This window comes from Pseudoalteromonas sp. P1-8 (genome assembly GCF_001399985.1).
Taxonomy (GTDB): domain Bacteria; phylum Pseudomonadota; class Gammaproteobacteria; order Enterobacterales; family Alteromonadaceae; genus Pseudoalteromonas.
In genome coordinates, this window is sequence record NZ_LJSO01000004.1 from 2,821 (window position 1) to 19,308 (window position 16,488).

The 16,488-nt window shown below is 39.5% G+C and carries 11 protein-coding genes; 2 read left to right on the top strand and 9 right to left on the bottom strand.

All coding sequences use genetic code 11. From position 1 onward, the window contains the following. Nucleotides 1-283: 283 nt before the first annotated feature. From AN213_RS07000 to AN213_RS07025, 6 genes are all read right to left on the bottom strand, one after another. Complete coding sequence (locus AN213_RS07000) at nucleotides 284-1,822, bottom strand: glutamate synthase-related protein (protein WP_054560744.1); 1,539 nt, start codon at nucleotides 1,820-1,822, stop codon at nucleotides 284-286. A 756-nt stretch (nucleotides 1,823-2,578) separates the two neighbouring features. Further along, nucleotides 2,579-3,163, bottom strand: a complete 585-nt coding sequence (locus tag AN213_RS07005) for an ACP phosphodiesterase (RefSeq protein ID WP_055198067.1) — start codon at nucleotides 3,161-3,163, stop codon at nucleotides 2,579-2,581. A gap of 431 nt (nucleotides 3,164-3,594) precedes the next feature. After that, nucleotides 3,595-4,317, bottom strand: a complete 723-nt coding sequence (locus tag AN213_RS07010) for a hypothetical protein (RefSeq protein ID WP_055198069.1) — start codon at nucleotides 4,315-4,317, stop codon at nucleotides 3,595-3,597. Between the two features lie 94 nt (nucleotides 4,318-4,411). Beyond that, nucleotides 4,412-5,158, bottom strand: coding sequence for a type II CAAX prenyl endopeptidase Rce1 family protein (locus tag AN213_RS07015; RefSeq protein WP_055198071.1), 747 nt, complete (start codon nucleotides 5,156-5,158; stop codon nucleotides 4,412-4,414). Between the two features lie 378 nt (nucleotides 5,159-5,536). Beyond that, on the bottom strand, nucleotides 5,537-6,619 hold the full coding sequence (locus AN213_RS07020; RefSeq protein WP_055198073.1) for a DUF4785 domain-containing protein: 1,083 nt from the start codon (nucleotides 6,617-6,619) through the stop codon (nucleotides 5,537-5,539). Nucleotides 6,620-6,628: 9 nt separating this feature from the next. Beyond that, nucleotides 6,629-7,495, bottom strand: coding sequence for a hypothetical protein (locus AN213_RS07025; RefSeq protein ID WP_055198075.1), 867 nt, complete (start codon nucleotides 7,493-7,495; stop codon nucleotides 6,629-6,631). A 456-nt stretch (nucleotides 7,496-7,951) separates the two neighbouring features. On the opposite strand from AN213_RS07025, the gene AN213_RS07030 reads away from it, so the two are divergent. Continuing rightward, nucleotides 7,952-8,641 carry an alpha/beta fold hydrolase gene (locus tag AN213_RS07030; protein WP_055198077.1) on the top strand — a complete coding sequence of 230 codons (690 nt, stop codon included), beginning with the start codon at nucleotides 7,952-7,954 and terminating at the stop codon, nucleotides 8,639-8,641. Nucleotides 8,642-9,071: 430 nt separating this feature from the next. On the opposite strand, the gene AN213_RS07035 is transcribed toward AN213_RS07030, so the two are convergent. After that, a complete protein-coding gene (locus AN213_RS07035; protein WP_055198079.1) occupies nucleotides 9,072-10,076 on the bottom strand; it encodes a hypothetical protein in 1,005 nt (334 codons plus the stop codon). A 467-nt stretch (nucleotides 10,077-10,543) separates the two neighbouring features. Between AN213_RS07035 and AN213_RS20505 the strand changes: the two genes are divergently transcribed. Continuing rightward, on the top strand, nucleotides 10,544-10,681 hold the full coding sequence (locus AN213_RS20505) for a hypothetical protein (RefSeq protein ID WP_327077785.1): 138 nt from the start codon (nucleotides 10,544-10,546) through the stop codon (nucleotides 10,679-10,681). Nucleotides 10,682-10,853: 172 nt separating this feature from the next. On the opposite strand, the gene AN213_RS07040 is transcribed toward AN213_RS20505, so the two are convergent. Both AN213_RS07040 and AN213_RS07045 read right to left on the bottom strand, forming a co-directional pair. Beyond that, on the bottom strand, nucleotides 10,854-14,366 hold the full coding sequence (locus tag AN213_RS07040) for a S8 family serine peptidase (RefSeq protein WP_055198080.1): 3,513 nt from the start codon (nucleotides 14,364-14,366) through the stop codon (nucleotides 10,854-10,856). Nucleotides 14,367-15,303: 937 nt separating this feature from the next. Continuing rightward, nucleotides 15,304-16,473 (bottom strand): hypothetical protein, encoded by a 1,170-nt coding sequence (locus tag AN213_RS07045; protein WP_055198083.1) that lies wholly within the window; start codon nucleotides 16,471-16,473, stop codon nucleotides 15,304-15,306. Between the last annotated feature and the right edge of the window lie 15 nt (nucleotides 16,474-16,488).

The window sequence follows — 16,488 nt, forward strand, 5'->3', positions numbered from 1 at the left end:
ACAGCATAGTGTTTTTTGGGTTGGAATACCTCCCCCTTTGACTTTTTTCGGCGTTAAAACGCCTCCTACAACTCGCATCTCGTCCCTCGAAACTCGTATCTTTCCCCTTTACTCTTTCCCCTAGCAACTCACTAACTTGAGTATTTTTATTTGATAACGCGGGGTAAACCCGCTGCTACCAATTCTGCGCTAAAACGCCTCCTACAACTCGCATCTCGTCCCTCGGAACTCGTACCTTTCCCCTTTACTCTTTCTAACTCGCTAACTTTCCTCTAGAAACTAGCTAACTTATTCCAACACCTGCGTACTTAACGCCAGATAACAACGCCATATCTTTGTGCCATGTTGCTAGATCATTAGCATTAAACTTAGCTAAAGAGTCATGACCACATGCTCTTGCCATTACCGACATTAACTCAGTTGAAGCTTCAAAAAAGTTCTTTAATTGATTTGCCGACTTTTCAATATTTAGGCGCTGACGTAAATCTTGCTTTTGTGTGGCAATCCCTGCAGGGCAGTTATTGGTGTTACACATACGCGCAGCAACACAGCCGATTGCTTGCATTGCACTATTTGAAATCGCCACCCCATCAGCACCAAGCGCAAGTGCTTTTACAAAATCAATTGGCAAGCGTAAGCCGCCAGTGATGATCAAAGTAACATCACTTGCACCTTGTTCATCTAAGTACTTTCTTGCCCTGGCAAGTGCAGGAATAGTCGGTACGCTAATATGATCCCTAAAAATCTCAGGGGCTGCGCCTGTACCGCCTCCACGACCATCAAGAATGATGTAATCGGCACTCGCATCGAGCGCAAATTGAATATCTTCCTCAATATGATTAGCACTCAGTTTAAAACCGATTGGAATACCGCCCGTTACCTCGCGTACTCTATCAGCAAACTTTTTGAAATCGGCCGCACTGTGTAAGTCTTTAAATGTTGGTGGTGAAATCGCCGAAGTACCCGTTTCAATTCCTCTAACCTCAGAGATTTTGCCAACATTCTTATTGCCCGGCAAATGCCCACCAGTACCCGTTTTTGCGCCTTGTCCACCTTTAAAGTGAAAGGCCTGAACGTTCTTTAATTTATCTTCGCTATAACCAAAGCCTGCACTTGCTAACTCATAAAAGTACCGTGAATTGGCTTGCTGCTCTTCAGGAAGCATACCGCCTTCACCCGAACAAATACCTGTGCCAGCAAGTTCTGCTCCTTTCGCTAAAGATACTTTAGCTTCTTCAGATAAAGCCCCAAAACTCATATCAGAAACAAATAATGGAATAGCCAGCTTTAATGGCTTTTTCGCTCGCGGGCCAATCACAAGCTCAGTATTAACAGCAACATCTTCCATTAAAGGTTGCGTTGCCATTTGCGCCACCATTAGCTGTAAATCATCCCATTTAGGTAATTGATATCGTGGCACGCCCATCGACACCATAGGGCCATGGTGCCCAAGCTTAGATAATCCTTCACGTGCTAATTGATGGATAAGCTCAACGGTGGGCTCTTCTTTGGTTGCAGTAGCAACTGGCAAATCAGAGGCTTGAATTTGCACGCCTGGCCCTTCTTGACCAACTTGGCTTTTATCAAATTGTTTGTGACTGCCATCACAAAACGGCGCATTGGCAGTGTGCTTACATTGGCATAAATAGGCATCGCCCGACTCTTCTGCTGTAAATGCTTTGGGTTTGAAATCGGTTCCGGCATGTGAGCCATCACAAAATGGCTGGTTTTTAGAACGCCCACAGGCACAAAAATAGTATTCTTGCCCCTGCTCTAAGGTGACTTTTTTCGGCGAAACGGCTGCAATTATGGGTTTGCTCATTATTGTTCCCTCACGGTTGCTACATTACATTGCTATGTTCAAGGTACTGCGATTGAGGTAAGTATTAATTCAAGGCTTACTTGCTTTACAAAGGGTAGTTCAGCTCAGTTAAATAACGAGCTTTTAAGCGCCTAGAAGTTCACTTAGCTATCACTAATCGACTATATAACCGCAACAAGCAGCCAAGATATCAGCCATTTCGTATTTTAATGTAAGAGGTAAATCGGTTTGTAAGCCACAGTGCGGGGGATTTTCACAAAGAGGAAAGAGGCGCTGCGCTTTAGAGGAATTATTAAAAGCAAACTTCACAGATATAACCCATTGTAGATCGTTATTTATGGCGAAAAGTAACCGTTAACACTCACGGGCTGAAGCCCGACTTACAAATTACCTCTTTGATAATAACCATCGCGCGAAATAAATTTCACGCCTACGGGCAAGTTTCAGCTTGTTTGTTGGGTTTTAAATCTGATAGCTGATGGCTATATATGGCGCACAATCATCTAAAACTTATAGCTTAAAGCTCTTTTGATTTAATCTGATTTCTAACGACTGATATCTAATATCTCTATATTTGTTCTGCGTTAAAACGCCTCCTACATCTCGTATCTCGTCCCTCGAAACTCGTACCTTTCCTCTTTACCCCTTTACTCTTTCCCCTTCACTCTTTCCCCTTTACTCTTTCCCCTTGTAACTCGCTAACTTGTTGGGTTTCACTCCGTTCTAGCCAACCTACCGGCTGATGTCTGAAAGCTTTTACTTTTCCACCCCCTTTTGCTTCACATGCTCAACCAGCTCGGGGAAAAAAGCTAAAAACACTGCGTCTAACTGTTGGTAGTGGCGGGCTATATCGTCAGCGGCTCCTGCAAAGTTATTAGCAAAACGAATACGCCTTGCGATATTATCAAGGGCAAGGCCGACCCCATCCAGTGTTTCATATTCTTTAAACCAATCATTGTTGGTCATACTGGTCACAACCTGCTGCATGCGTGAAGGCATCATGGCTTGGCGCGTATTTAAAAGGCCATAACTGTGCTGTTTGAAATCAGCCAATGGTTGGTTATTAAAGCGCTGCCAATGCTGAATAAGAAAGTGATCGAACGCTACATCAATGGCGACACTTGCAAAGCGTTTACGTGCTGGCGAAAAGTACTGCTTAGCTTCTTTTACAAGGGAGTGTGAGTCGGTAAACCTATCAACCAGATAATGATTCTCAAGGCCATTTTTAACTGCGTCAGATAACTGTCCTGAATACCGACGCCCACCAAAATCCCCCAGCAGATTACCAAAGTGTGAATCAGCCGTCGGTTGTGCTAAGTAAAGATGAGCCAAGTAGTTCAACGCATTCTCTAAATCAAGTCATTTTATGCATTGTAAAAGAATACAGGTGAGAGGGTCTAGGGGCACAGGTTGCGAGTTGCGAGTTGCGAGTTGCGAGTTGCGAGTTGCGGTTGCGAGTTGCGAGTTGCGAGTTGCGAGTTGCGAGTTAGCAAGATTGTAGCAGCGATTTTATATCGCGTAATCAAATGTCTCGTAAGCGTTATGCTTGCATGGCCCGTTTTAAATAGATCATCGCGCGAAATAAATTTCACGCCTACAGTGCTAGGTGCTAACATCATAGCGTTGGTTTTGGGTTGGAATATCGGCGTTAAAACGCCTCCTACAACTCGAATCTCGCTAACTTTTTCGTCTGATAGCTGATGGCTCCAAACGTTGAGTTTCACTGCGCTCTAACCAACCTACCAACTAATAGCCATAAAAATAACTCACCTTTATGACTTTAAATTAAATGCCAACATGACAAGAGCCGAAATGATCGCAGAAAGAGAAATTAACCGCATAATCAAAATAACTATATTACCTGCACCGCCTGAAGTTGTACCTCTGAATAGTAGCGGGTATTCGTAGAATTTTAAAAGATACAGCACATCAAAAAGACCTACACGCATATTATCTAGTGTTACAACCTCACCACTTTTTTGATGAATTTCACAAGCGTGTAAATTGGCCGTTTTTTCGTTCACAATATGACCACTTCTACCGTGAAAAGTATAATTAAAAATGATCTCTTTGATATCTTCCTTAGCTATTTGCAAAACTTTTGAAGCTTTGCCCTCTATTGCTTGCCTATCCATTTCGAGTGAGTCTTTAGATATACTCATAACCCACTTACGACCAAATCCAAATTTGTTATAAATCACAATTCGCTTGATAACAAATATACAGAGATAACAACTCACACAAGTTACAAAAGCAGGTATCGGCTGCATCGTTTCTTGAAGCACTAGGCTCATTACAGCAATAGCGATAGTCATAAAGAAAAATAAAAATTCAGCTCCGCCCGACAGCACAGCTAGGCCCGGTAGCGACGTTAGTTTTGTATTAGAATCAACCTGCAATACTGGCTTTTTATAGAAAGTTGAATACCTAAACCAAACTCGGTCGCTCAGGTTTAAACCTAGGGAGTGCTTCGAAAGTGGCTGATTATAATCCATTATTTAAGTTTCCATTTTAAAACACAATTTTGCCATTACTTTCCCACTAAGCCAACATTCCTACTTAGTGACATATTTCCTTTACCTTCAAGCACTAAACTAACTGCCCAACAAAGTTAACCATATTGTGCGCTACAATTGGAAACACAAGGCTACCAGTCCGCTCTCTTAACCACAGCAAAATAAATCCATAACTCCCAGTTAATACGATTCTGAATGCAGACAAATGCCACTCACCATCGATATACATAATCCCATGAACTAGACCAAATAATAAAACTAAAAGTAACCCAGCAATGTTTATTGGCGAGCCAAAAAAGTTGATGCGCGATGAAACAACAGCCAATGAAAAACAAAATAGTAAAACACCTCTAAACATTGGCTCTTCATCTAGCCCAGGAATAAGAACTTGATAGAGTAGCGTTTCAAAATCGTAATTTGGTCCATCGCCTAGGCTAAGCGTTACAATAATCTGCAACACAACAAACAGGGTTAAAACAACGAGTGCAGGCTTAATAGAGCCTTTATTTTGCCTAAAAGTAAAACCAGCATCCTTGATTTTAAAGTCACTTTTAAAAGCTGCTAATAAAGCCAAAACCAAAGCCCAAAGTGTAATAGCGACAATTTTTCCTGACCAATTCCATTTGAGATCTGTAAAGATTAAATCTAGGGAAATGAGTTCTTTACCTTTAAATAAAGCTAAGAAATAGCAAAATAGAATTAACAGAGTAGCAAGCAACCAAGTTAGGTTTATAGTTACTTTATTGAGTGATTTTAAAATTAAAACGAGGAATAGAACAACGCCTAAATTGGCAAGCATTCCAAAATACATATCTGGCATAACCTTCCTTGGTGAGCATGCAGCCCAAACTTTATTATTGTTTAATTTCTATAATAAACACAAAAACAACCTATTAAACAGATATTTGTTTGAGTTCAAATTCACATTGAGCATATTTTTATTTTCAAAGTATATTGAACCACAGAGAGCACCGAGGCACTTTGCGCTACGCAGAGAAAAACTGTAAATTACGCGGGGTAAACCCGCTGCTACCAGTTCTCCGTTGAAACACCTCGTATCTCGTCCCTCGAAACTCGCTAACTTGGGTATTTAAAATTTGATAGCTGACGGCTGAAAGCTGATAGCTCCTTCCCCTAGCAACTCACTAACTTGTTGGGCTTCGCTTCGCTCCACCCAACATACAATTAGAGCTATCCTTTACTCCCCCGCAAACTTTAACATTCGCGTTTGGTCGGTAAGCTCAATATCCACCAGCTCGAACGGGGCTTTGGCTACTTGAGTGACTGCAAAAGGCATGGTGAAACTATCATAGCTATCAATCTGTTTTGCTACTTCAACCGTTGCCAGTTTGATGCGCTCACCTTTATCACCTTTGCCTGTTAAGGTTGCACGAATAGCATAGCGGCCTGAGTCGGTCACTTGCACTGGCACCTTGGCTTGGTATTTATTATTGCCAAGCGCAGTGACTTTGGCTTTATCCATACTGATGGTTTGTGAGCTATGTACAAATGGCATTTTTATAGAGCGTTTTACCGTTTGACCATTCACTTTAGTGTCTACACTGGCCTCAAGCTCATAGTAACCATTTATTGCACCTAAGGTTTCAAGCGGGTAATTGAATACGGCTTCACCATTTTCGTAACGTACATCTAGTTTTTCGCCATCAGGGCTTGAAAGCGTTAACTTCACATCACTATCTTTAAAGCGCTTTTTACCCATACTAAGCTGCATAGCGACACGTTGTTGCTGATCTTTCACTTTAAATTGCGATTTAGCATGCAAAGCATTGCTCGAGCCTTTTTCAATCACATGCAGCAAGTAGGTGTCATTATCGTTAAGCGCTTGGCTTGTTCTTAACATTGCTTTGCCATTTACCTGACCTAGCTTTAAGCCAACACTACCATCGCTAAATCCTGCATTTTCCATTTGCTCACGTGCAACCATGGCTTGCATTGGCACTTGTCTAAAGTTGTCATCTCGCACCGACAGCTTATCTAGCTGTAAACCATGAGGCTTAAATACTTCGCCACTATCAAAGCGTGCTTTTGGTGCAATGCGAATAAAGTTATCAGCTTGGTTTACAAAGACAGGCACACCGCGCTTAAGCTCTTTACCCGAAACTTTCTGCCAATATTCAACACTGTCTTTTTCAAGTGTTTGTAGTTGAGCGCTTGATGCTGGTTGAACTTGAGGAAACTGATAAACCGTTTGCTCATTAGCTTTCGCTGCTGTGCTTACAAGCACTATTGTAGCTGCAATTGTGGTTAACTTATTAATCATAGCGAGCTCCTAAATTCGGTTTTTAAGCATGTTTGGCAAGCCAAAACAGTTACGTCGACTTTGCTGATGACTCAAAGGCTCACCACCTTGGGTTCGTGATTTATCAGTAAACCACACCACCCCAGCTAACGACTGAGAACTGCAATTTAAAAAGCCATCTGAGCAGCTATCTAACCAGTTTTGCGTTACTTCAAGGCCCACTTGATTTTGATAACCGCCACAATAGCTGTCGCTATCCCATACTGCTGATTCAACATCACTGCCTACTACGGTTTCGAATCGAGATGGTAAGCTTGGGCGGTTCGGTGTGCCATACAGCCACTGTGCGTTATACGATTCCATCCAAGATACTTGCTGTTGTTTTACTGCATCGCTGCCGTAACCTAAAAGCCAACCCAAGCTTTGCTCGAACGAATTACCCGCAATAACCGCATCAGCCAACGGCGTGCCACCACTTGAAGGAGCCAGAGCAATAGTACGCGTGACTTTGCTAATAATATTTGGATAACGGCTATCCCATGTTGGGTTAGATAAAATCCAACGCACCACATTGCCACCGTTAGAGTGAGTGATCAGAGTTAAATCAGTGATGTTTTTATTATTGATAAATGTAGTGAGCTGCCCTGCTAAACAGCCAGATGCCGCGTCTGCCCACATGTATTGATCAAAGTCACAATTAATGACCGTGTAATTACTACTGTTTGGTAAACCTTGACGAACCGTGTCGACAAAACTGCCTGTCCAATAGTCATTATACGCATCGCTTTGCTGGCCTGTACCGTGCACAAATGCGACTCCTTGCGCAGCAATAGCACTGTGGCTGATGCCCGCTGCCAACATTAAAGCTGGCACTAGTGAGAGTGTTTTTATTTTCATGTGTGTTCCTGTTGATTGTCATTTTATCTATCAGGTTAGAGGAGTGACCTCCGACCAAAAACATAGACCAAACAGGTACGAAAGCAAGAATAAATTTACATTAATTTAACTTTTGTGTGTTTTTTAAGTACAAATTATTAGATTTTAGGAGAAAAAGTGGGGCGAGGTGCGAGGTCCGAGATGCGAGATGCGAGATGCGAGATGCGAGGTGCTAGGTGCTAGGTGCGAGTAAACTTTCCCCCTTTACTCTTTCTAACTCGCTAACTTTTCAATCTGATAGCTGACGGCTTAGGGCTTTTGTTCATCGCGCGAAATAAATTTCACGCCTACAGTGCTAGAAAAATATAACGATATACATTGCACAATGCGAAATAGTATCGCTGCACGAAAGTACTATATCCAGCCCTGTTTAAATTTCATACGTTGTAAATTAAATGTTAAACAGGAGAACTCACAATGAAACGCCTATTGACGATGATTGCGCTTTGCGCAGGTATGAGCACAACTGCTTTTGCAGCATGTAAAGATAACGTTGTACTAGTACATGGTAATACCGCCTCCCCTTCGAGTTGGAATAACACAATCAACGAATTAAAACGAAAAGGGTATGTCGACAGTGAGATTTTCACCCCAGATTGGGGCTCTAAATCTTGCGCGAGTTGCAACGATCATAACGGCAGTGAAGAAACGCCCGTACGTAACGCTATTCTTACTGCAATCAACCAATCTTGCACAGGTAAGATTGATATAATCGGCCATTCAATGGGTGTCACACTCGCAGCCCAGCAAATTTATAAGCTAGGCATGGCATCAGATGTTGATACCTTTGTCGGTGTTGCAGGTGCCGCGCGCGGCCTGCTTAGTTGTGGTGTTTACCCATACAATATGTGGAATAACACATGTGGTTACTATGGTTTATCGGTTGGCAGCCCATTATTAAATAGTATTTATGGAGAAGCATTAGGCGACAAAGTGTATTCAATAAAAAGCTACTCTGATCAAATCGTCTGCTCAACTGGCACTTGTTATGTGTACGGCATTCACAGCAGCCGATTATGGAATGAAAATGCCACCTACACCTACGTACTCGGCCACTTTGGTTTGCAAACTGACACGTATGAAAAACAAGTGAGTTTGATTCAGTAGCTGCAAGTTAGCGAGATTTTAGCAGCGATTTTATATCGCGTAGGAATGGTTATAGGTTATAGGTGCTAGGTGCTAGGTGCTAGGTGCTAGGTGCTAGGTGCTAGGCTAGGTGCTAGGTGCTAGGTGCTTACAGCATAGTGTTGGTTATGGGTTGGTAAAGGGGTTAGGCAGAAAGAAAAACCTGCCCCCAAGTTTTCAAATTCTCCCGAAGTTGTCATTTAAGGCTTTTCGCGCGAAATAAATTTCACGCCTACGGTATCGGGATTAGCCATAGCAATGTACAGGCACAATCCAACCTAAACCTTATAGCTTAAAGCTCTTTTGTTTTAATCTGATAGCTGACGGCTGAAAGCTGATAGCTCCTTGACCCTTTTCCCTTTCCCCTCGCTAACTTATCGAGCTTCGCAGTGCTCTGCCCAACACGCTGTTATTAATACCCTTCAAACCTTGTTGCACAACCTATGCCTATGCACTCAACACCACTGTCGAGTTCTAACAGCTCTAAATTATAGCTTTTGCTTACATCTACTTTTTTTAGTGGGTTATTAAAAAGGCTGATATCTACTAAATTTGCATGTTCACGTAAATCAATGTTTTTTAATTTGTTATTCGACAAAAAGAGCACTTGAAGCATGGGGTTTACTGTTAAATCGATAGTGCTTAAGTGGTTATTACTGGCGTAAAGTGCAGTTAACTTTTTATTATGGCTGATGTCTAAAGCGCTAAGCTGGTTGGCATCTAGGTTTAGTTCGCTGAGCATCTTGAACTTGCTTAAATCTAGGTTTTTTAACTGGTTATTTGCAAGCTCAATGTTACGAATACCACTCGGTATATTTACTTTTGTGAGCTTATTGCCCGACAGGTTAAGTTGATACAGTTCAGAATTAACAAGCGTCAATTCACCTGTCAGCTTATTATCTTTAAGATCAAGCCATGTAAGCTTACTGTTAGTGCTTACATCAAGCTTTGAAAGCTTATTGCCACTCAGCATTAAAGTCTCTAACTCTTCGTTGTTACTTACATCAATACTCGCAAGGCTGTTTTGGCTTAAATCAACATGGAAAAGCAGGCTGTTGTGGCTTATGTCGATTTCGGTCAGCTGGTTTGGCACTTTCTTATCGGCAGGTCTACTTGTAATGCCACCAATTTCACCAACTATGAAGCTATCCCCTTCATTACTGAGGACGAGTTTTGTTAAGTTACTAAAATGCTCAACCCCTTTGGCTGAAGTAATACCGCGATCTCTACAATGTATTTTTGTCACCTCACCCACCGTTTTATAGCCACTTTCTTGTAAACACGTTAAGAAATTAGCATCTGCAACCACGCTCTCAATTGGTGTATCGTCATTAGCCGAAGCTCCAGCAACCCCAAGATTTAACACAAGCAAACAGGCCAAAGCCATTTTAATGCTCACAAAGTTCCCTTTTAACATTATTTCACCTTAAATTTTCAACAACATAATCAGGTGGTTAAGTAAGAGATTTCACCACCCAACAACAAGGCATGCATAATACAGGTTATTTGATGTTTGTACCCATATAAATACAAAAATTCTTCCGAAGTTGTCATTTAAGGCTTTTCGCGCGAAATAAATTTCACGCTTACAGTGCTAGGTGCTAGGTGCTAGGTGCTAGGTGCTAGGTGCTAGGTGCGTGCTAGGTGCTAGGTGCTAGGTGCTAGGTGCTAACAGCATAGTGTTGGTTCTGGATTGATAAAGGGGTTAGGCAAAAAGAAAGACCTGACCCTTTGGTTTGACCCCTTGGTTCTTACATTTGACTATATGGAAACACAGGAAGAAATAAATTACTTTCTAAGAGATTGTCTAGCAAACTCTGGGAAGTCCAGATGATCCTAATACGTTTATTGAAGTAATTGGCTTTCTTGTGAAAAAAACACGGAGTGAGCTATATTGCGAGATTAACAGGCTTGAACCGTGAAAGTATTTATAAAATAAATGGCAAAACAAAACCCCGCTGGGAAACTATTTTTAAGCTAATGAAAGCTTTAAATCTACCACTTACAATGAAGTTAATTTGATTAAGGGTGCACTAAACAGAGTGGAGTCAGATTTCTCGGATAGCGCAAGAAAAGTCCAGAGAGAGGGCAGCGGCAGCCCCTCTTTGGCTGCCGTCGCCAGCGACAAAACCTTAAATAAGGTTTTTAATGTGGTAGCTCAAGAAAACAACGTTGCCTGCTTGAGCGATACTTTCTAATGGGTTAGGCTCTTGGCTCCTTTGGTTTTTATCCTTACCAAATAAAGGGAAAAGAACATTATTAGATAAAAATATTCAATTACTCCTCCTGAACTGCTCTCGCTCATCAATTGTTCAGATGGTTCAACATTATTTTTTATTAAAACTTTAAACTCTAGCTCTGAAGAATTACTTTCACTGTCTGTTGCCACAATTTTCAAGCTATATTCCCCTTCAGCTAAAGAGCCTGCACTCAATGACATAAAGTGATTATCCATAATTGAATAATTCAGGTCTGTTGATATTTGAAAGCTCAATAACTCTTCATCCATATCATAGAAAAAATCTAATAAATGTATTTCAACTTCCTCAACTTTATTAAGCTGTATAGTACTTGGTTCTTTAATAATTTCAGGGGAATGATTAACATAATGAAGCTCAATACTAACAACATGCTCCACAAGTTCACCACCATAGCTAAGTAACAACTTTAAATTACTCGGCGCCGAATAAAATTCAGATTTCATAATTTTTCCAGTCAAAATATTAGATTGAATGGAAAAAAACTTAGACTCCTCAGGTATAGAGATATTTACATCTTCTCCATTATTATTTTTCAGATACTCATTAAGATTTAATATGATTTTTTCACTAGTATTCAAAGTAACCTTTTCAAGGTTCAACGAAGGTTTATTATTAAGTTCCTCTGTGATCAGAAGATTGAGTGTTTTCGTTAAACTTACTTCTCCATCTGTTACAAATACATCTACTTTTATAGTCTCACCTACCACCCAACTTTTTTGATAATCGACAGTTAATTGGCCTAGGACATTTAATCTAAAATAACTTTCTTGATTCGCCAATCGATAAAGTAACACGTCATTATCAGCATCACTAAATAACTCTCCAATATTATAAATATTTTGTTCCTGATTAATAAGAATTGTATTTTCATTCTGAACTGGTGCAGTATTAACTCCATCATCATCTTTTAATACATAACTACTGTTAGTTTTATCATCAAATGGCATGCTAATTTTATAATTTGAGCCTATTTCCATGCCGACAGTAGTTATTGCTGATTTCAAATTTTCTGATAAGTTCCTATAGCTATATACAATAGTAGAACCTTGCTCAAAAATTAAAGTTTGAACTTCACCATGCGTATCCTCTAACTGATCATATTGATCATAACGGGAAGTAAAAATAACAACTCTATTGTTATCTTCTCCAGTAACTAATCTTTGAGTGCTTATGGGTAAGGTAGTCAATTCTAGTTTTTGTAGGTCAAATTCTGAAGGGATTAGAGTAACTTCTTCTTCCCAAGGGTTACTGATACCATTGTAAACATATTTATAATCATATTCTTGTGGAGTACTTTCCTCATCAAGAATGTTGTGAGTTCTATTGACGGAAAACTGTGGTTCTGTTTTATTTTTCTCTCCTGAAATATTTGCATGTTCTTTAACTTTACCTTCATATAAAACAGTCGGCTTTATATTATTCTCAGAAGTAAATGAGCTAAAAATAGAAAGAGCATTACTTAGGTCAGCCCATCTATTTTGAATTGTTCTAACACTTGCATTGATCCCTTCTTTAAGACCACCTATTTTTATTTTGAAAGGGAAATCATCAAACGTATAGGCATTGATATCTTCCTTATCTAACCAAAAATCTCCTAACTCTGTATGGATTTTATAAGGGTTTACAGAGTAAACAGCTATCGTTTTATCAGATCCTACTGAAAGTTCATGCATTCCTACATCATCAAAAGTAATACTTGCTATGTTATAGCCATCATTTTCATACTTATCCAAGCCAAGACCATCATCTTTTGCAATATACTCTTTATTTTGAGTGAGATCTTTTATCGTCATGTCCCCAAGAGACACTGAGCAATTTATATTAATACCTTTAATTATTAGCTCTTTTCCTTTTACCCTAGTAATAAATTGCTCTGTTTGAGGGTATAATCTTTTTGTTACCTGCTGATTTTTACAATCTAAAAGCCCTTGATGATTTCCGATAATGCTTAACCTTTTATTATTTAAAGAGCTATGTTCTGCGCTTTGTAGATCAACCCCTGATGAAATGATAAGATTTCGAATAGAAGGCATTGATAAGTTTTTAGCTGACTTTAGTAATGCTGCAGCTCCCGCTACTTGTGCTACCGCCATAAAGTTACCTGATGAAATCCTATAATCATCTTTTTCAACTGTCTGACTTTTTTTAGTTATTTTAATGTTATCAACATACAAGTTGTTGTCATGTAAATCGCTCACATATGTTACTAATTTAAATTTAACATCACTAAAATCTACATCCGAATTCTCTAATGAAAATAGCCTTGAGTATTCATACCATTCAACACTCCTATGATATGTATTACTAACTTGCAACCAAGAACCATCCTTTTTCATTACTTCTAAGTGTATGGATTTTTTAGAGTTATTAAGTAAATCAAATGAAATTACAAACTCCTTTTCCTCTGTTCTACTGAAGTCTAATGAAGGAAGAATTAGTGTAGCTTGATTATCAATAAACCCCCATGAATCATTACCAGTAGTAAAATGTTCTGTCATCACTTCCACTTTATGTAGATTTTCTAAAGGGACATCTTTTGGTTCAAATGTAAAGTCTGCGTTAAGTGGCTCATAACGCTTTTTATAAGACGTAGAAAAAATATAATCGGATGCAGCGAAAGTACTAATACTATTACCACCCGACATATTTAAATAACCATTTAAATAAATACCTGATACAAGTATCGTATTAGACATTAGTAAGCTTTGTGGGAGACTAAAAGTAAAATCAGTATCACCATCAATAGGGTAATCAAAGCCATATCTCGCTGGCGCTATAACTAAGATATCATTAGCTTCTAGCTTCTTTATAGCGTTATGTGTCAATTGGGTAGCGTACAGTACATTATGATCTAACTGCCCGATTTTCAAACCAGTCGATGCCCAGTCATAAACAACTGAAGCAATATTTAAGTTAAGCTGATTTTTTAAACCTATTATATAGTCAATACACTTTATATAGTCTCTAGTGTAAACATCAGGGGAAACCTTACATCCTATAATTTTGTTATTTGATGATAGGCCATTGATACCGATATTGTTTTTAGTCCCAGCTATAACTCCTGCCATAGCTGTACCAAACCCATATTCATCAATCAAATCACCATTTAAAAGGCTTGGATTAATTCCATGTATGTCATCGATATATCCATTATTGTCATCATCGATGCCATTTGACGGTATCTCGTTTTCATTTACCCACATAGATCCACTTAAGTCTTCGTGGTTTACGTCTATACCAGAAGATAAAATAACTGTTACTACTTCGTTACTTTCATCTATCCCTTCTAAAAGATATTTATCATAGCCAATTCCCCCTACTTCAGTATCATTTAATGCACCACCATATAGATACCATTGATTTAGATAATAATCAGGAGAGCTTGCATAACTATAAAAATTAATAAATAAACTTATTATAAAAAATAAACCAACTTTTATTCCCACTTTCTAATACCGATTACTATAAAAAGAATACATTACCCAATTTCTTTACAAAAATCGAGTAATGTATTTCTTTGAAACATTTTATAAACACTTTAATTTTGCCAAGACTAACTCCCAATCTCACGTTTAACACCTCCCCCCCCCGTCATCACGCCATGAAAATAAGCGATTGAAGAGGAATATTGCACATGGATGCGCGATTTAGCGAAACTAGGCCATAGATGACCTATCTTCGCCGTTTACGTTCATATTAATCGTGTTTTGAGGAAGCCGCATGATGCACGGGTGGCGCAGGGAGAGTCCAGAGAGGGGTCAGCGGCATCTCCTCTTGGCTGCCGTCCCGAGCGCGACAAAACCTTGAATAAGATTTTTTATTTATAAAAAAATCGCGGCTAAAGCCTGCCCCTACAAAATAACATTGCGCGTGAAATAAATTTCACGCCTACGGTATCGTGCTTAGCTTTGGCTATGCACAGGCACAATCTAACTTATAGCTTAAAGCTCTTTTTCTCTTTTCCCTTTCCCCTCGAAACTCGCTAACTTGGGTATTCTTAATCTAACTTCTAACCACTGATATCTAACAACTCTTTTTTCAGCGTTAAAACGCCTCCTACAACTCGAAACTCGTTCCTCGCAACTTTCCCCTCGCAACTCGCTAACTTATTTCTTAATCTGATAGCTGACGGCTGAAAGCTAATAGCTGTTTTCCAACAAAAAAGCCGTTACATTGCTGCAACGGCTTTTTGGCATTTGAATTTAATCATGATCACAACAGATCAAGTTGGAATCTAAGCACCTGTATTTTTCAATTAGTTACGAAAAGGCTTCTTACAAACCTAGATGGAAACTTTCCTCCCTTTTTCTACTCAAAAATATTACAACAGAGGTTAAAGTAGTTGGAAACTAGTCTTTAACCCTTGAAATATGGGGGTTATGCTTATTCAGCTAATCTATTTAAAGCTTCTCTAAGTATTGAATTATCAAAATCTTTATCTTGATTAAACAATTTCCTTAAATCAGAGTTTATCAATGGATCGAGCTTATCTATGACGTGGTGACTCCAAGCTTTCCAATGTTCTAACTCTTCAGGCGACAACTCTTTAACCAGTTCACTTGAAATGACTTCATTGATAAACTCTCGACATTCGTTGGCTCGTTGCCATTTTGAAAACATCCCAAGAAATAAACGAACCCGTTCTTGTTCACTTTTAATCGCGCGTTCATGCTGTTCCTTGCGCTTACGTTCTTCTTTCCATTTTTGTTCTTGTATCTTCCGCTCTTCTTCTAATCCTTTACTATGCTCGGCACTATGCCTTAAATTTTCTACAAAGGTGCCTAACTGGTTTTCGAGTGTAATCTTGGTATTGTCTTCAAATAACGACTTCATGCCTCGTGGCAATGGTGCATCAATCGTTAGCTGGAGGATTCCGCTAGGGACAAGAATGTTTTCTTTCCAAACCCAACTATTACGCTCTTTCTCGACTTTTTCTTTATCTGTCAATTCACGCTTCTTTTGCTTCAATCGCTCACGCAATCTAAATCGAATTTCGATATCATCGACGATTACAATATTCGTCAATCGTTTTTCATAGCGGGGCCTATCAACCTTAACAAGCCACCCATTAACATCGAATACCGAAATTAAACTGTGCAGGATATCAATCGCCCGGTCTCGTTGCTCTGAGGACACATCAAGACGGAGTGCACTTGTGTCGTCAAATTGTTGAGTCATAATATAATCATATTTATGACGTGGCTTGGCTAACGATTGTTTTATTCCCTTAAGAAGTGGGTATCGACCCAATGATTTTCTTGGTGGAGGCAGCGGACAACTTTGTACCTTCGACTTCTCTCGTTTGTTAACTTGCAATGACGATAAATCAATTAAAAGAGATGCTGGTAAGTCGCCTGGTAATGGCTTAATCGGTATGTTTTTACCAACCGATTTTTGTGTCCAAAAACCATTATGAGGACGAGGAATATTGTGTTTGTCACACAATTTACTCAGAGCTTGTTGATCAATATGCCAACTCTCGGCGAGTGTTTTTAATGGCCTCTGCCAAACCGCTTTATATAGTTCAGAAATGGTAAGTTTGGTGATAGACATTTGCTCAAGACCCTA